Origin of the sequence: Paraburkholderia phenoliruptrix (assembly GCF_047325075.1) — a bacterium.
GTDB lineage: Bacteria > Pseudomonadota > Gammaproteobacteria > Burkholderiales > Burkholderiaceae > Paraburkholderia > Paraburkholderia phenoliruptrix.
Genome location: NZ_CP168530.1, coordinates 2130481 through 2147350, shown reverse-complemented (window position 1 = coordinate 2147350; position 16870 = coordinate 2130481). Strand labels below are relative to the sequence as shown.

The following is a 16870-nucleotide window of genomic DNA, read 5'->3' as shown; positions in this document are numbered from 1 at the left end:
TTTGCATGAATGAACCGACCTTGCGCCACGCCGGCGTTCCGTACTACACGCAGTGGGGCAGTCCCGAATGGGTTCGCCCGATTGTCGAGCGGGACGCCGACCCCTGCGACGATCCCGGCTGGCAAAGGAGCGGCTTCTCCGACCGCGAGCGCTACCGTTTCTGGGCCAAACGCCTGTGCGGGCTGACCTGCCTCGAGTCGGCGCTCGACTACTGGCGTATCGAACACCCGCCGCGCGCCGCGCTGCTGGACGAAGCGTTGCGGCACGGCGTGTACCGGCTGAGGGACGACGGCGGCGTCGACGGCCTGATCTATCGGCCGTTTGCACAATGGGTGCGGGAGGCGTTCGGCGTGCGCGTCGACGTGCTGCCGCAGGCGTCGCTGGAGGAAATGGCCGGGCGTCTCGATGCACGCACGCTTGCCATCGTTTCCGTCAGCCCGGAGATCCGCTATCCCGACGAGCCGAACCAGCGGCAGGGCGGACATCTCGTCCTGCTGCACGGGCGCGATGCCGGCGGCGTGTGGTTTCACAATCCGTCGGGCATCGAGCCGCACCAGGCCGACGTCTATCTGCCTTTCGCGACGATGACGCGTTTCTATGCCGGCCGCGGCATGACGCTCAGCCGCGTGGAGGGCTGAGCGTGGTTTGTGCCGCGCTGGACCGCCGCGCGTGAAGGCGGCGGCGCGGCAAGCCGGCAACGCGGCAACGCGGCCGGTGCGGCCAGTGCGGCCAGTGCGGGCGGCGTCTGATCGGGCGCGTTTTCTGCTGGGTCGTCCGTACCGACATCAGCGATACAGGACCCCGACATGAATAAGAAGCACGCCCTGCTCGCCGCGAGCCTTTTCGCGCTTACCGCTGTCACCGCGGCTCATGGGGCGACCCGTGACCAGCAGGCCAAGGCCTGCCGCGGCGACGCCATGCACTTTTGCGCTGCCGATATTCCCAACAAGGCGAAGATCACCGCCTGCATGAAGCAGCACGTCGACGAACTCAGTCCGCCATGCCGCGCGATGTTCAAGGGCGGCAAAACATCCGGGGACAGCGGCGCGAAGCAGGACGCCGCGCAGTGAGCGGGTCGATGGGAGGCGCGCCGGGCATCGGCGCGAGCATCGGCGGGCTGGTGAGACGCATGCGCGGCGGTGGAGGGAGGTAGAAGCGTCGTAGAATCGGCGGTTTCGACTGCGACCACACCGATTTGTCCATGACCCGTCCGATCACGCAGATTTTCGACGCCGACGCGACCGCGCGGCTCACACCCTACGCGGCGCTCGTCGACTCGCTCAAGCGCACGAGCCTCGACTACGCCCAGCGGCGCATCGCGAGTCCGGAGCGGCTCGGCGTGCCGCTGAACGCCGGCGGCATTCTGCTGTCGATGCCGGCGGCCGCGCCCGACCTCGCGATCCACAAGCTCGTCAACGTGTGCCCGGGCAACGGCGCGCGCGGTTTGCCGACGATCCACGGTCAGGTCATGGCGCTCGACGCCGACACCGGCGAGACGCTCTTCATCCTCGACGGCCCGACGGTGACGGGACGCCGAACCGCGGCCATGTCGATGCTCGGCGTAAGCACCTTTGGCGCCGCGGCGCCACGCGAGTTCCTGCTGATCGGCACCGGCACGCAGGCGCTCAATCATCTCGAAGCGATCGGCGAACTCTATCCGCAAGCACGCGTGTGGGTGAAGGGCAGTGCGCCGGCGCGCGCCGAGGCGTTTTGCGCCGCGCATCAGGACAAGGCGTTCGAGCTGCGGCCGCTTGCCGAGCCGCACGCAGCGCTGCCTGAATCGATCGAGGTTGTCATTGCGCTCACCACGAGCCGCCAGCCTGTCTACGACGAAGCGGCGCGCGCGGGGCGCCTCGTGATCGGCGTCGGTGCGTTCACGCCGGACATGGTGGAGATCGGCGCGCGGACGCTCGCGGGCAGCGCGCTTTTTGTCGACGACGAGGCCGGTGCCCGGCACGAAGCCGGCGATTTCATTCAGGCAGGCGTCGATTGGACCGGCGTGCGCGGCATCGCCTCGGTGCTCGACACCGCGGCGCCTGCGCCGCACACGCCGGTGGTATTCAAGAGCGTCGGCTGCGCGGCGTGGGATCTGGCGGCCTGCCGCGTCGCGCGCGAGGCGCTTGCGCGCAGTTGAGGCACAGCGCACTGGCAGCCCGCTTCTTGTGCCTCGCGACGGAAAAACGCCTTTAAAATAGCGGCTTGCCGGACGGTTTGGCATATTGCGCCAAGCTGCGGCACATGTTGCCGTGCAAACAATCCCAAAACGTTGCACCATAGGCGTTTGCCGGAAAAACCGCCGATGCCCGCCCTGAAGGCGGCGCCTGCGCTTTTTCCGCATTGGACCGGGGCCCACGGGCGGTCCCTGGCCGCAGGGCCCTTCGGCGCCTGACGACACCTTCCTTCTCACGACGCTGCGACCGCGCTATGACGACTCAACACGCTTCTGCGACTCCCGAGCTTCCGCTCGACATGATCATCTTCGGCGGCACCGGCGACCTGTCGTTTCGCAAGCTGCTTCCCGCGCTGTATATGGCGCATCTGCACTGCAACCTGCCGCCCGAAACACGCATTCTCACCATCGGGCGGAAGCCGTGGTCGCGCGAGGAATACATCGCCGAATTCATGGAGCAGAAGGCCAAGCCCTTCATCGAAAAGAAGGCGTTCGACGCGGCCGCGTGGGACAAATTTCTCGCGCTGTTCGAATATGTGCGCATGGACGTCGATTCGGCCGAAGACTATCAGCGGCTGAAGGAAGCCTCGCGGGACGGCGTGCGCCGCGCGTTCTATCTGGCGACGTCGCCGGATCTGTTCACGAACATTTGCGACAACCTCTCGGCGGCGGGGCTCGTGGACGAGCTGTCGCGCGTCGTGCTCGAAAAGCCGCTCGGCCATGACCTCGCGTCCGCCAAGGAGATCAACACGGCGGTCGGCAAGCATTTCAGCGAGGCGCAGATCTACCGGATCGACCACTATCTCGGCAAGGAAACTGTGCAGAACCTGATGGTGCTGCGCTTCGGCAATCCGATTTTCGGGCCGCTGTGGCAGGCGCCGTATATCAAGCGCGTGCAGATCACGGTCGCCGAAACGGTCGGCGTGGGCAGCCGTGCAGGCTTCTACGACAAGACCGGCGCGCTGCGCGACATGGTGCAGAACCACCTGCTGCAACTGCTGTGCATCGTCGCGATGGAGCCGCCGGTGTCGCTCGACCCCGACGCGGTCCGCGACGAAAAGCTCAAAGTGCTGCGCTCGTTGCGGCCCATGACGCCCGAGGACATCGCGCGCGACACGGTGCGCGGCCAGTACACGGCAGGCGCGGTGGACGGCGAGGCGGTGAAGGGCTATCTGGAGGAAGAGAATGTGCCGGCCGGCAGCCGTGCGGAGACGTTCGTCGCGTTGCGCGCGCATATCAACAACTGGCGCTGGGCCAACGTGCCGTTTTTCCTGCGCACCGGCAAGCGTATGCAGAAGAAGGTGTCGGAGATCGTCATCGAATTCTCCGATTTGCCGTTCTCCATCATTCCGAGCGGCGGGCGCAACTACGGCAACCGTCTCGTGATCCAGTTGCAGCCGGAAGAATCGATCCAGCTTCAGATGCTGGCGAAGGAGCCTGGCAGCGGCATGCACATGCTGCCGGTGAATCTGAACCTCGACTTGCAGCAGGCGTTCACCGAGCGTCGTGCGGAAGCGTATGAACGTTTGCTGATCGACGTGATTCGCGGACGCCTCACGCACTTCATGCGCCGCGACGAACTCGAGGCCGCGTGGGCCTGGGCCGAGCCGATCCTCGACGGCTGGGCGAAGTCGGGCGAGCGGCCGCGCAACTATACGGCGGGTACCTTCGGGCCGGCGGCGTCGACTGCGTTGATGGCGCGGGAAAATGCCGTGTGGGCAGAGGAGTCGCAATAAGCGGTGCTTGCCGGTGGTGTCCGCCGTCCAATGAAAAACGGCCCGCGTATTGAACGCGGGCCGTTTTTTTTTGCGGGCGGCGTCTCGCGCTAAGGCAGCGAGATCGTCAGCGTGGCCGATTGCGGCCCGAGCTTGACCACCTGCGAATAGGGCGCGAGCGTGCGCAGCGTCTGATCGCGCAGATACGTGTTCAAGCCGAGATAGGCGAGCAGGCCGACGAGCGCGAACACCGCGCCGATCGACCACAACGGCACTTCGCGCTTCAGACGGTGCGCGACCTGATCGGGCAGCGGCCAATGCGGCGCGAACGGTGCGCGCTTGCCCTTCATATGCGCGATTTCGTCGCCGATGCGCGCGGTCAGATACGCGAGCTTCTCCGGCCCTTCCAGCAGATACTTGCCCTGGAAGCCGAGCAGCAGGCACATATGAAACACCTCGAGCGATTGCAGGCGCGCGGCGCCTTGCGCGCGGCATTCCTCGAGATACTGGAAGAACTTCTCACCCGCGAGCTGCTCGCCGAACAGCACCAGTTGCAGCGGGCGGCGCTCCCACTCGGTGCGAATCCTGAAGCTGGAGGACAACACCGATTCGTCGATCGCCGCGCAAAACGCAAACTTGGACGCATACACGTCTTCCGCCGATGCGTTGAGCTTTTTCGCGCCGCGTTCGAAGTCGCCGAGAAACTGCTGGATGCGCTGACTGAATTCATGCGCATCGCCCGGTTCGCGGCCGTTCTTCAGCAAAAAGAGCATGAAGAAGCCGTCGTACAACAGGTCGAGCAGCGAGCGAACCTGATAGCTCGGTTCGGCCGCCGGCGCGGGTGTCGCGGCAGGCGTGCTGCCGCCGAAAAGTGAAGGCGCGTAGCTCATGAGGTGACCGCGATCAGTTCAAGTTGAAGATCGTTGATGCCCGAGGGCGCGTAGATCATGGCCGACTGCGCTTGCAGCATGCGCTCGTACAGCCCGCCGCGCGGCTCGCAGGAGAAATAACAGGCGCCGGGCCGCACCGGAATCGCGGGCGGCACTTGCGGCGTGTACACGAGCCGCACGCCCGGCATGGCCGAGAGCACGAGCTTGTCGACATCGTCCGGGGCGCCCACCTTGAAGCGCGCGGGCACGGCTTCCACGAGCTCGGCAGTGGGCATGTCCGCGGACACGGCAATGTAGAACAGGGTCTTGTCGTCGATCTTGCCCGAATCGAGCCGGCCTGCATGAAACGACGGGCGCACTTCTTCCAGCGCGATGGCAAAGTAGCGCGTGGAGATCACCGTTTCGAGCAGATCGCGCAGGATCGTGTCGAGGCGCGCGAAGCCGGGCCCCGGATCGTCGTGGCGATAAGCCGGCAGATCGGAGAGCGCATAGCCCTTCGAGAACGTCATCAACTGGCCGGCAAGGCGCAACAATTCCTGAAAGAGGCGCTCTGGATGCAGCGCCGAATGCTGATACAGATGCGCAAGCGAGGCGAACGCCGCGCTTGCCGTATGCAGCAGCCAGAACGACGCGATGTCGCCGGAACGGAACTCGATAATGTTCTTGGTCGGCTCGCGGTGAAAGCCGTACAGCGCGTTGACTTTCGCCTGCAATGCGTCGATCAGCTGGCGCAGCCGCTGATGCAGCACCGGCGATGCCTCGATCGCGAGACAGGGCGGCACGAAGCTGTCGTCGATTTCAAAGCCCGAGGTGGCCGTGCGGCGCACGCGCACGAGCGGCACCGAGAGCAGTTGATCGCGCGGCTCGCTGTGCGCGATCAGCTTGACGCTCGTCTTGAGAAAGGTGATGTCGGCTTCGGCGGCGTCCGTGAAATGGTCTGCCACCGGCGTCTCTTCGCTCACGTAACGCGCGACGAAGCCCGCGTTGCTGTCCTGCGAATAGTTGGCGCCAGTCTCGCGCAGCGGATGCAGCGCAAGATAAAACGTGAATTCGTTGATGCCGTCCGGCAGCGTGTCGAGCGCGATGGGCGGCGGCAGGTCGTCCGCCTGCGGCGCGGAGTAGAGCGCGCCGTCGGGAAACACCAGCGACAGTTCGCTCACGCGCAGCACGTTGCTGCCGAGCGCGTCGCGGTCGAAGCGCGCGGAGCGCACGCCCCAGTTGTACGGCTGGATGGCCTGAATCGACTCGAAGAGGCGCGCCTCATGGTAGGCGTCCTGACGCTGAAAATGCTGCGGCCGCAGAAACAGGCCTTCTCCCCAGAGCACTTTTGCGGAATAACTCATCTCAAACCTGTTATATGGGTTCAGCGTGCGGCGCGCCCGCAATAACCCGATTCGGGCGTCGCATAGTTAATTCTCTGAAAATGTTAAATCGCCTTGTCACTGTACTTTTTAACCGCAACTCACCGAAGAAAGCATATTGAGCGGCTGCGCGGGCAACCCCTGTTCCGGCGGGATCACCGTGCCGTTGGTCACGGTCATTGCACAGTTATGCAGGCCGACCATTATGCCGGATTTCTCCGACTTCGCCGGGTCGAAGGCGAATTTCCAACGCTGCATGGCCGGATCGCGGAATAGCGCGACGATACCGAATGCCTGCGCTTCTCGCGACACCTTTTCGGTAACAATGTAACGCTGGCCCGGAATTAGCGTCACTTCGCGCACGCCGAGCAGATCGCCGCCCAGTGTGATCTTTTCCTTTGTGGCGTCGGTAAATGCGTCGAATGGCGCCTGCTGGAAGGAGGTGGGGTCTTTCAGCACGTAAAGCCGCACGACCAGTGCCAATGGCCGTTTGTCATTCGCGGCATTCAGATTCGGCGCCGCATATAACGTGAGTGGGACATTGCGCGGCGGTTTCTGCGCGTCCGGCACATCGGGCTTGCCGAGGCCGCTTGCCTGCAAAGCCGCGTTGGCCGCGGCTCCGAGCACGGTCACGCCCGCGGCGCAACCGCCGAGAAGGGCGCATGCGGCGGCCTCTATAATCAATAACGATGCATGGCGAACAAGACGCGAATTCATATACCTCGACCGGCTGGCCGCCGTCCCCCGTCTAAACATCCATTAACAAAATGCTTCCGGACAGATTTTGGCAACGAATGCCGCGTTCTGCCGCTTTCTGCCATTCGCTGGCGCTTTATGCAACACGCATGTAATGCTGGTGTGAGCAGGCTTTCTGCGCAGCGAGTGGAAATTTTTTCCGGCGTCTCAGCCTGGACTATTGCGCCAGGAAACAATTTCTGCATGTCCAGTTTAAAGAACCATGCGGATTTTTTTCGTGCAATGCTTCTTCACATGAAAGTTGAATTATCGAAAATTGGCCTGTACTATACCCGCGCACTTGAAGCAAAGCAAAACTCCGGTTTCTCCCTCGAATTAAAAAATCGCACGTCGGTGAAAAACGATGAATGACCGTCTGTTAGTAAAACTATCTGGGGTAGTGTTGGCTTGCGGCGTGATCGCCGGTTGCGCGACACAGGGCAACAATGCGGCAACCACACCGGAGGCTTTTAATAAGCAACTCGCGGACGCCGATACGGTCGCTAAAGGCGGAGATCAGGACCGCGCCATCGCGCTTTATCAGCAGCTTTCAAAATCCGATCCGACGCGCGAAGAGCCGTGGTCGCGCATTGCGCAGATCCAGTTTGCGCAGGGCCACTACGGCCAGGCTATCGTCGCGGCGCAAGAAGCGCTGCAGCGCGATCAGACCGACCGTCAGGCAAAGAGCGTGCTGGCTGTTGCCGGTCTGCGCGTCGCCACCCAATCGCTCGGCGAGTTGCGCCAGGACGCGTCGCTCGCGGGCGACGCCAAATCGGACGCGCAGGCGCTGGCGAAGCAGTTGCGCGACACGCTCGGCGAGGCCACGCTGTTTCCGCCCGATCCCAACGACAAGCCGGCTCCGAAGAAGAAGCGCGTGATTCGCCGCGTCACGAAGAGCAAGGCCGGGGAAACGCCGGAGGCGAGCACGAGCGCCGCGGCGCCGGCCGCCACGCCGGCTGCTCCGGCGGCGCCCGCGCCCGCTGCGCCGGCAGCGCCCGCCAAGGCCGCGCAAAGCGGCGGCGCGTCCGATCCGTTCAGCGCGCTGCGCTGATCTTCACGCCTCACATCAGCATTCGGGAGCCGACGATGGCGAAGAAAGAAAGCATACAAAAACGCTTGCAGAAAGTGCGGCCGCCCCGCGTGCAGCTCACCTATGAGGTGGAGCGCGGCGATGCGATCGAAGTGAAGGAGTTGCCGTTCGTCGTCGGCGTGGTCGCCGATCTGGCGGGGCAGTCGGAAGTCGAACAGCCGAAGCTGCGCGATCGCAAGTTCGTCAACATCGACCGCGACAATTTCGACGACGTCATGAAGGCGATCGAGCCGCGCGCTGCTTTTCAGGTGGACAACCGTCTGAGCGAAGCCGGCGGCAAATTCGCAGTCGATCTGCGTTTCAAGTCGATGGCCGATTTCAATCCGGACGAAGTGGTCGAGCAAATCGAGCCGCTGCGGCGCCTGCTCGAAGCGCGCTCGAAGCTTGCCGACCTGCGCAACAAGCTGGCCGGCAACGACAAGCTCGAAGACCTGCTCTCCGAAGTGCTCAACAACACGCAGCAGCTGCAGACGCTGGCGAAAGACCACGGCGGCGCGCCGGATCACGACAAGCAAGGCGAATAAGTACGGGGTGTGAGATGAATCAGCAAACGGCAGCAGCTCAACTCGCCACTGCGCAAAGCGGCGCCGAATCCACGCTGCTCGACGAGATCGTCGAGAAAAGCCGCGTGGCGAAGTCGGATTCCGAACACGCGCGCGCGAAAGACCTGATCGGCGAACTCGTGCGCGAGGTGCTCGACGGCACGGTGGTCGTCTCCGACAATCTGTCGGCCACCATCGACGCGCGCGTTGCCGAACTCGACCGCCTCATTTCGGCGCAGTTGAGTGCGGTGATGCACGCGCCCGAGTTTCAGCGCATGGAAAGCACGTGGCGCGGGCTCGACTATCTGTGCAAGGAGAGCAACACCGGCGCCACGGTCAAGATCAAGGCGCTGCATGCGCCCAAGCGCGATCTGGTGCGCGACTTCAAGACCGCGATTGAATTCGACCAGAGCGCGCTCTTCAAGAAGATCTACGAAGAAGAGTTCGGCACGTTCGGCGGCTCGCCGTTCGGCGCGATCATCGGCGACTTCGAGGTCACGCGCCAGCCCGAAGACGTGTACTTCATCGAACAGATGTCGCACGTCGCAGCGGCCGCGCATGCGCCGTTTATCGCGTCGGCGTCGCCTGAATTGCTGGGCCTTGAAACGTTTGCCGATCTCGGCAAGCCGCGCGACCTCGGCAAAGTATTCGATACGGTTGAATACGCCAAGTGGAAGTCGTTTCGCGACTCGGAAGACTCGCGCTACGTCGGCCTCACGTTGCCGCGTTTTCTCGGCCGCCTGCCGTTCAATCCGAAAGACGGCGCCACGGCGGAAGGCTTCAACTTCGTCGAGGACGTGGACGGCACCGACCACAGCAAGTACCTGTGGTGTAACGCGGCATGGGCGTTCGCCGCGCGTCTCACGGCCGCATTCGACGACTTCGGCTGGTGCGCCGCGATTCGCGGCGTGGAAGGCGGCGGTCTGGTGGAAGATCTGCCCACCCACACGTTCAAGACCGACGACGGCGAAATCGCGCTGAAATGCCCGACCGAAATCGCGATTACGGACCGCCGCGAAAAAGAGTTGAGCGACCTCGGTTTCATTCCGCTCGTGCACTGCAAGAACTCCGACTACGCCGCGTTCTTCGCCGCGCAATCGGTGCAAAAGCCCAAGAAATACAGCACCGACAGCGCCAATGCCAACGCGGTTCTGTCCGCACAATTGCAGTACATCTTCTCGGTATCGCGCGTTGCGCATTACCTGAAGGCGATGATGCGCGACAAGATCGGCAGCTTCGCGTCGGCGCAAAACGTGGAAGTGTTCCTGAATCGCTGGATCTCGCAGTACGTGCTGCTGGACGACAACGCCACACAGGAACAGAAGGCGCAGTTCCCGCTGCGCGAAGCATCGATTCAGGTGTCGGAGATTCCTGGTAAGCCCGGCGCCTATCGTTCCGTCGCGTTTTTGCGCCCGCATTTCCAGCTCGACGAACTGTCCATCTCGTTGCGGCTCGTCGCCGATCTGCCGAAGCCGGCCAATTCATAAACCAGATTCAGAAAGCCCGGGCCGGCCGCCCGGGCTAGCTGCTAAAACCACCTCTTTGGGGAGTCGATGAGTTATGAAGGACATCTATTTAAAATTCGGCAATCCGGCGATCAAAGGCGAGTCCGCCGATAAGGATCACGCTGGCTGGATCGAAATCGATTCGTGGAGCCACGCGATCACGCAACCGCGTTCGGCGACGGCATCCACCGCGGGCGGCCACACGTCCGAGCGTTGCGAACACGCCGACATGGTGTTCACGAAAGACATCGACGTGGTGAGCCCGCTGATTTATCAGCACGCCTCGGGCGGCACGACGTTCGACGAAGTCACGATCGACTTCATGCGTTCGGACGGTGAAGGCAATCGCATCAAGTACCTGGAAGTGAAGCTCAAATACGTGATCATCTCGAGCGTCACGCCGAGCGTCGTGGGCGAAGGTTTGCCGAGCGAGCAATTCTCGCTGAAGTACGCTGCCGTGCAGTGGAAGTACACGCAGCAGAAGATCGGCGGCAATCAGGGCGGCAATGCGCAGGGCGCGTGGAGCCTGACGAAGAACGACAAGACCTACGCGGTGTAATGCAGGTGCGCACGCCGTGGCGCCATGCCTGAAAGGGCCACAGCGCGCGGCGCGCGTTGCATGAACCGCTTCTTCGGACGCTGATGAAACGCTTCGAACCCAGCTTTCTCGACAAGCTGTTCGACGACGAACCGCATTTGCCGGCTTCCCCGGCGATGCGGCAATTGTCGTTGGACGAATTGAAAAGCACGGTCGCGCGCGACGTCGAGGCAATATTGAATACGCGCATTGCGCTGACCGAGCACGAGCTGGCTGCTTTGCCCGAGTGTCAGCGCTCCGTGCTCACTTATGGTCTGAACGACTTCGCGGGTCTGAGTCTCGCGAGTCACTATGACCGCACGTTCATCTGTAAATCGATTCAGCAGGCCATTGCACGGCATGAGCCGCGCTTGCAGCAGGTATCGGTCACACTCGAACTGAACGAACAATCGACCAATGCGCTTTACTTCGCCATTCAGGCGCTGCTGGTCGTTCATCCGGCAGAAGAACCGGTGAGTTTCGACGCAATGTTGCAGCCTTCCACATTGCAATACTCGGTGACGCGCGCACGCGCGAAACTGTAAGTACTGTTTTTTGTTTAATACGCCCGGCTTCAATACCGCCTGACTGTTGCCGTGACGCGCAACGGCGCGAAGAAGTCGAGCGCTGAAGGTTCGGGTGCGGGGATAGATAGATGGAAGAATTGCTGCCGTATTACGAGCGCGAACTGTCGTTTCTACGGCGCTATTCGCGCGATTTCGCCGAGCGCTACCCGAAGATCGCGGCGCGTCTTGCCATGTCCGGCGAGCACTGCGAAGATCCGCACGTCGAGCGGATGATCGAGTCGTTCGCATTGCTCGGCGCGCGCATCAACAAGAAGCTCGACGACGACTACCCCGAATTCACAGAAGCGCTGCTGGAAGTGCTGTACCCGCACTATCTGCGGCCCTTTCCCTCCTGTTCTATCGCGCAGTTGGGCACTTCCGCGGCGCTGAGCCATCTGACGGAACCGGTTGTCATCGAGCGCGGCACCGAACTGAAGTCGCGGCCCATTCGCGGTGTGCAGTGCCGTTTCCGCACCGCGTACGACGTCACGCTCGCACCGATGCGCATTTCCGAGGCGAAGTACACGTCGGTGGCCATGGCGCCGAGCGCGACGGTATTGCCGGGCAATGCCACCGCAATCCTGTCCATCACCTTTGAATCGACCGCTGCGCAACTCGACCTGTCCGCATTGAAAGTCAGCACATTGCGCGCGCATCTGCATGGCGAGCAGTCGTTTATCGCAGCGCTGGCGGACTGCCTGTTCGTCAATGCAATGGCGACCTATGTGGAAGCGGACCGGCGCGGCGTGTGGACGCCATTGCGCACGCCGCCTCTCGCGCAAGCGGGTTTTGATGAACATGACGCACTGATCGACTATCCGGCGAAATCGCATCCGGCTTACCGGCTTCTCACCGAGTACTTTGCCTTCCCGGACAAATTCAATTTCGCCGACTTTGACCTCGCGGCCATGACGCGAACCGCGGGCCGCTGCCAGCGCCTCACGCTGCATGTGGTGCTGAAAGAAGTGCGCAGCGATTCGCATGTGGCGCGCCTTCTCGACGCGTTGTCCGCGCACCACTTCCGGCTCTTCTGCACGCCGGTCGTCAACCTGTTCGAGCAGCACGGCGAGCCCATTCGCGTGAACCATCAGGCCGTCTCTTACCCGGTGGTGGCCGAAGCGCGCCGCGCTTTCGCATACGAGGTTTATTCCATCGATTCGGTCAAGCTCGTGAGGCAACAGGCGCATCAGGAGTCCGTGACTGAGTTCCGGCCGTTCTATTCGCTGCATCATGGAGAAGCGGCGCGCGCCGGACACTACTGGTTCGCGCGGCGCAACGATTGGGTTGCGCAAAAAAGCCCCGGCTACGAGACGGAGATTTCGATTGTCGACATCGACTTCGAACCGGCCGCACCGCAAACCGATACGTTGAGCCTCGATCTCACCTGCACCAATCGCGATTTGCCCGCGGGGCTCGCGGTGGGTCTGGAAGGCGGCGATCTGTTTCTGGAAGGCGGATCGCTGACCGGCAGCATCGCCATGCTGCGCCGGCCGACGCCGAGCGTGCGTTTCGAACGGGGACGCGCGGCGCACTGGCGGCTCATTTCACATCTTGCGCTGAATCACGTGTCTCTGGCGAACAGCGGTCTTTCCGCGTTGAAGGAAATGCTGGTGCTCTACGATCTGCGGCGCACGGCGGTATCGGCGCGGCATATCGACGGGCTTGTCGGAATCGAGCAGCGTGCGGCCGTGCAATGGCTTCCCGGCAAACCGTTCGCGACTTTCGTGCGCGGCATAGAAATTCGCCTGACTATCGACGAAGAACATTTTGTCGGCACGAGTCTCGCGTCGTTCGTGCGAGTGATCGATACATTTTTCGGGCTGTACGTGCATCTGAACAGCTTTGTGCAACTGGTCGTCGTGTCGAAACGCACGGGCGAGGAGATCTTGCGATGCAAACCGCGCAGCGGCGAATCGATCCTGGCGTAGTCGAGCAGCTTCTCGACGAGCCGCATCGCTTTGAGTTTTTTCAGGCGGTGCGCGTGCTCGAGAAGTGGTTCGCACAGCAAGCGCCGTCGGCCACCGGCAGGTCCGGTGACATCGTCGCGCAGCGCATTGCCTTTCGGAATTCGCTGTCCATGTCGTTTCCGCCGAGCGAAATTCACGGCGCGCAATCTTTCGACGACAACGGCGCCGCGCTAAAGGAAAAGCCGCAGCGCACGGAGGCGCTCGAAAACGGCTCGCTCGACAGAGTGGACATTACGCCGGCGTTTTTCGGTTTGCTCGGCGGGCAGGGCGCGTTGCCGCTGCATTACACCGAGCAGATCATCGCGCGCGAACAGATCAAGCGCGACCGCGCCGCGCGCGAGTTCTTCGATGTCTTTTCGAATCGGGCCACTGCGCTCTTCTATGCGGCGTGGAAAAAGTACCGCTTGCCGTTCCACTACGAACTGGATCGCGACGAACGCTATTTGCCATTGCTGCTTGCGCTTGCCGGCGTATCCGACAGCGACACCCGCAGCAGCCTGCAAAGCGGAGACGGTGCGCTGTTCGACGAAGCGATTGCAGGCTATGCACTGCCCGCGAGACACCGGCCCGTTTCCGCGGCCTACTTGCAACGCACGCTGTCGGACTACTTCAAGGTACCGGTGCGCGTCGAGCAGTTCGTTGGCAAATGGTATGACGTACCGCGCGATCAATTGACCGTACTCGGCAGTGTCAACGCGATACTCGGCGCAACGGCGCTGGCGGGCGAGCGCGTGTGGCAGCGCGACATGCGGGCACGGCTCGTCGTCGGCCCGCTCGACAAGGCGGATTACGAGGCCTTTCTGCCGGGCGCCGATCGCGCCGTGGCACTCGAACGCATGCTGACCCTGCTGGCCGGCGTCACGCTCGAATATGAAGTCTTGCTAGTGCTGCGACGCGAGGCGGTGGGGCCGACGCTGCTGAGTCAAGGCGCGCGCCTTGGCTGGGACGCTTTCCTCTCGACGCGCGACGCCGAGCGCGACCGCGCCGATGCCCGCTACGAACTGCACGTGATTCACTGACCATAACGATAGAACCTGACCGGATCGCACGACATGAGCACGTCCCTCAACACCCTCATCGCCAAACTCAATCCGACCTGCCGTCAGGCAGCGTTGCTGGCGGCGAACAACTGTCTCGCGCGCGGTCACTACGAGGTCGACCTCGAGCATCTGCTGCTGGCGTTGCTCGACGAACCGGCAAGCGATGTTGCGCTCGCGCTACGTGCAAGCAGAATCGATTCCCATGCGCTGCGCGCAGATATAGAACGCGAATTGCAGCGCGTGAAAAGCGGCAATACGCGCACGCCGGTGTTCTCGAAACATCTGATCGACCTGCTCGAACAGGCGTGGCTGATTGCATCGCTCGATTCACAGATCGGGCGCATCCGTTCCGGCCATTTGCTGCTTGCATTGCTGAGCGCGCCAGATCTCGCGCAGCTCGCCGAGCGCATGTCGCCGCTTTTGCGCGATGTACGCGTGACCGATCTGAAGCACAAATTCGACGAGGTGACGGCGGGCTCGCGAGAGGCCGAGCGCGGTCATGACGTCCAACGCGCAGAAGAAGGCGCGGACAATCCGGAAGTGTCGGCTTCGGCGCCGGGCGCGCCGTCGCCCACCCCCGCGCTCGATACCTACACCAGCAACCTCACGCAGCGCGCGCGCGAAGGCAAGATCGATCCGGTGATCGGTCGCGAAGGCGAGATTCGGCAGACTATCGACATCCTGATGCGCCGCCGCCAGAACAATCCGATCATGACGGGCGAGGCCGGTGTCGGCAAGACGGCGGTGGTCGAAGGTCTCGCGCTGCGCATTGCGGCAGACGACGTGCCCGCGCCGCTCAAAGGTGTGGCACTGCACGTGCTCGACATGGGCCTCTTGCAAGCTGGCGCGAGTGTGAAGGGCGAGTTCGAGAATCGCCTGAAAAATGTGATCGACGAGGTGAAGAAGAGCCCGCATCCGATCATTCTGTTTATCGACGAAGCGCATACGATAATCGGCGCCGGCGGTCAGGCAGGGCAAAACGATGCGGCAAACCTGCTGAAGCCCGCGCTCGCACGCGGCGAACTGCGAACGATTGCGGCAACGACGTGGAGCGAGTACAAGAAGTACTTCGAAAAAGACGCCGCACTCGCGCGCCGTTTCCAGGTCGTGAAGATCGAAGAGCCGAGCGAGACGCTCGCGGCGGCCATGCTGCGCGGTATGACGTCGCTGATGGAAAAGCACTTCAATGTGCGCGTGCTCGACGACGCCATCACAGAAGCCGTGCGCTTGTCGCATCGCTACATTAGCGGCCGGCAACTGCCGGACAAGGCGATCAGCGTGCTCGACACCGCATGTGCAAAAGTGGCGCTCGCGCATAGTTCGACACCGGCGGCAATCGACGATACAAAAAAGCGCCTCGAGCGCATCGACGCGGAAATTGCCGCACTCGAGCGAGAAGCGGCGAGCGGCGCGCAACACGAGGAACGGCTCGCGCAATTGCGCGAACTGCGCGAAGAAGACCTGAAGCATCTTGCCGACGACGAGGCACGCTACGACAAGGAACGTGCGCTCGTCACGGAGATCGTGGCGCTGCGCGCCGACATCGACGCAGCGCGCGTGAGCAGCGCCGACGCCGACGAGGCGCACAAAGCACAGCAGGCGCGCGAAACCCTCGCGCTGCGCGTGGCGGAACTGCATGCGCTGCAGGGCGCAGAGCCCATGGTCCCGCTGCAGGTGGATGGGCACGTGGTGGCTGAAATTGTTGCGTCGTGGACGGGCATTCCGCTCGGCCGCATGGTCAAGGACGAAATTCAGACCGTGTTGAATCTGCAGCCGCTGCTTGCCGCGCGGGTGATCGGCCAGGACCATGCGCTCGAAGCTGTCGCGCAGCGGGTGCGTACGGCCAGTGCCAATCTGGAAGATCCGAATAAACCGCGCGGCGTGTTCATGTTCGTCGGACCTTCGGGCGTCGGCAAGACCGAAACGGCTCTCGCGCTCGCCGACGTGCTATACGGCGGCGAGCGCAAGATGGTCACCATCAACATGAGCGAGTACCAGGAAGCGCACAGCGTCTCGGGTCTCAAAGGTTCGCCGCCCGGCTACGTCGGCTATGGCGAGGGCGGAGTCTTGACCGAGGCAGTGCGCCGCAACCCGTACTCGGTGGTGCTGCTCGACGAAGTCGAAAAAGCGCATCCCGATGTACTCGAAATGTTTTTCCAGGTGTTCGACAAAGGCACGATGGACGACGCCGAAGGCCGTGAAATCGACTTTCGCAATACGCTCATCATTCTCACGTCGAATGTCGGTTCGCAAGCGGTCATGCAGGCTTGTCTGAACAAGAGCGCCGAGGAGTTGCCCGATGCCGACGCACTTGCCGAAACGTTGCGTCCGCAACTATACAAAGCGTTTAAACCGGCATTTCTCGGCCGCATGAAAGTGGTGCCGTACTACCCGATTTCCGACGACGTGCTCGCCGAGATCATCGAATTGAAGCTGCAGAGAATTCGCCGCCGTATCGAATCGAATCACAAGGCCGTGTTCGAGTGGGACGAGTCGCTCGTCGATGCGGTGCTGGCGCGGTGCACTGAAGTGGACTCCGGCGCGCGCAACGTCGACCATATTCTGAACGGTACGCTGTTGCCCGAAGTCGCGCAGCACGTGCTGGGACGGATCGCGAACGGCGCGGCAATCGAGCGCATTTCGGTGCGCGCGACCGAAGCCGGCGACTTCGACTATGCCGTTGTATAAGCGGTCTTATGAATGCAAATTGAT

The 16870-nt window shown here is 62.6% G+C and carries 16 protein-coding genes; 13 read left to right on the top strand and 3 right to left on the bottom strand.

Features of this window, described 5'->3' with window-relative positions:
• Positions 1-5 precede the first annotated feature (5 nt).
• From ACEN8U_RS09480 to zwf, 4 genes are all read left to right on the top strand, one after another.
• Positions 6-638: a C39 family peptidase gene (locus tag ACEN8U_RS09480; protein ID WP_310111040.1), complete on the top strand. Its 633-nt coding sequence runs from the start codon at positions 6-8 to the stop codon at positions 636-638.
• Positions 639-806: 168 nt separating this feature from the next.
• Positions 807-1070, top strand: a complete 264-nt coding sequence (locus ACEN8U_RS09475) for a hypothetical protein (protein WP_310111043.1) — start codon at positions 807-809, stop codon at positions 1068-1070.
• A 131-nt stretch (positions 1071-1201) separates the two neighbouring features.
• A complete protein-coding gene (gene lhpI, locus ACEN8U_RS09470; RefSeq protein WP_310111046.1) occupies positions 1202-2134 on the top strand; it encodes a bifunctional Delta(1)-pyrroline-2-carboxylate/Delta(1)-piperideine-2-carboxylate reductase in 933 nt (310 codons plus the stop codon).
• 290 nt (positions 2135-2424) lie between these two features.
• Positions 2425-3906 (top strand): glucose-6-phosphate dehydrogenase, encoded by a 1482-nt coding sequence (gene zwf, locus ACEN8U_RS09465; protein ID WP_014973288.1) that lies wholly within the window; start codon positions 2425-2427, stop codon positions 3904-3906.
• Between the two features lie 89 nt (positions 3907-3995).
• Here the strand turns inward: zwf and icmH are convergent, their stop codons facing one another.
• The 3 genes from icmH to tssJ form a co-directional block, all read right to left on the bottom strand.
• Positions 3996-4775: a type IVB secretion system protein IcmH/DotU gene (icmH, locus tag ACEN8U_RS09460; RefSeq protein WP_014973289.1), complete on the bottom strand. Its 780-nt coding sequence runs from the start codon at positions 4773-4775 to the stop codon at positions 3996-3998.
• Entirely contained in the window at positions 4772-6118 is a 1347-nt protein-coding gene (gene tssK / locus ACEN8U_RS09455) for a type VI secretion system baseplate subunit TssK (protein WP_014973290.1), read from the bottom strand. The genes icmH and tssK overlap by 4 nt, the downstream gene beginning before the upstream one ends.
• Positions 6119-6226: 108 nt before the next feature.
• On the bottom strand, positions 6227-6853 hold the full coding sequence (gene tssJ, locus ACEN8U_RS09450; protein ID WP_310111049.1) for a type VI secretion system lipoprotein TssJ: 627 nt from the start codon (positions 6851-6853) through the stop codon (positions 6227-6229).
• On the opposite strand from tssJ, the gene ACEN8U_RS09445 reads away from it, so the two are divergent.
• The 9 genes from ACEN8U_RS09445 to tssH all read left to right on the top strand — a co-directional run bounded on the left by ACEN8U_RS09445 (position 6830) and on the right by tssH (position 16846).
• Complete coding sequence (locus ACEN8U_RS09445) at positions 6830-7243, top strand: hypothetical protein (protein ID WP_310111052.1); 414 nt, start codon at positions 6830-6832, stop codon at positions 7241-7243. The two genes, tssJ and ACEN8U_RS09445, sit on opposite strands and share 24 nt — an antisense overlap.
• Positions 7236-7922 carry a tetratricopeptide repeat protein gene (locus ACEN8U_RS09440; protein WP_013592093.1) on the top strand — a complete coding sequence of 229 codons (687 nt, stop codon included), beginning with the start codon at positions 7236-7238 and terminating at the stop codon, positions 7920-7922. Before ACEN8U_RS09445 ends, ACEN8U_RS09440 begins: the two co-directional genes overlap by 8 nt.
• 35 nt (positions 7923-7957) lie before the next feature.
• Entirely contained in the window at positions 7958-8485 is a 528-nt protein-coding gene (gene tssB, locus ACEN8U_RS09435) for a type VI secretion system contractile sheath small subunit (protein ID WP_310111055.1), read from the top strand.
• A 14-nt stretch (positions 8486-8499) separates the two neighbouring features.
• Positions 8500-9990, top strand: a complete 1491-nt coding sequence (tssC, locus tag ACEN8U_RS09430; RefSeq protein WP_014973292.1) for a type VI secretion system contractile sheath large subunit — start codon at positions 8500-8502, stop codon at positions 9988-9990.
• A 73-nt stretch (positions 9991-10063) separates the two neighbouring features.
• On the top strand, positions 10064-10567 hold the full coding sequence (locus ACEN8U_RS09425) for an Hcp family type VI secretion system effector (protein ID WP_013592096.1): 504 nt from the start codon (positions 10064-10066) through the stop codon (positions 10565-10567).
• 83 nt (positions 10568-10650) lie between these two features.
• Positions 10651-11130 (top strand): type VI secretion system baseplate subunit TssE, encoded by a 480-nt coding sequence (tssE, locus tag ACEN8U_RS09420; protein WP_013343176.1) that lies wholly within the window; start codon positions 10651-10653, stop codon positions 11128-11130.
• Between the two features lie 110 nt (positions 11131-11240).
• Positions 11241-13079: a type VI secretion system baseplate subunit TssF gene (gene tssF / locus ACEN8U_RS09415; protein ID WP_310111058.1), complete on the top strand. Its 1839-nt coding sequence runs from the start codon at positions 11241-11243 to the stop codon at positions 13077-13079.
• On the top strand, positions 13043-14137 hold the full coding sequence (gene tssG / locus ACEN8U_RS09410; protein WP_310111061.1) for a type VI secretion system baseplate subunit TssG: 1095 nt from the start codon (positions 13043-13045) through the stop codon (positions 14135-14137). Before tssF ends, tssG begins: the two co-directional genes overlap by 37 nt.
• A 33-nt stretch (positions 14138-14170) precedes the next feature.
• Entirely contained in the window at positions 14171-16846 is a 2676-nt protein-coding gene (gene tssH / locus ACEN8U_RS09405) for a type VI secretion system ATPase TssH (protein WP_310111064.1), read from the top strand.
• The last annotated feature ends 24 nt before the right edge of the window (positions 16847-16870 follow it).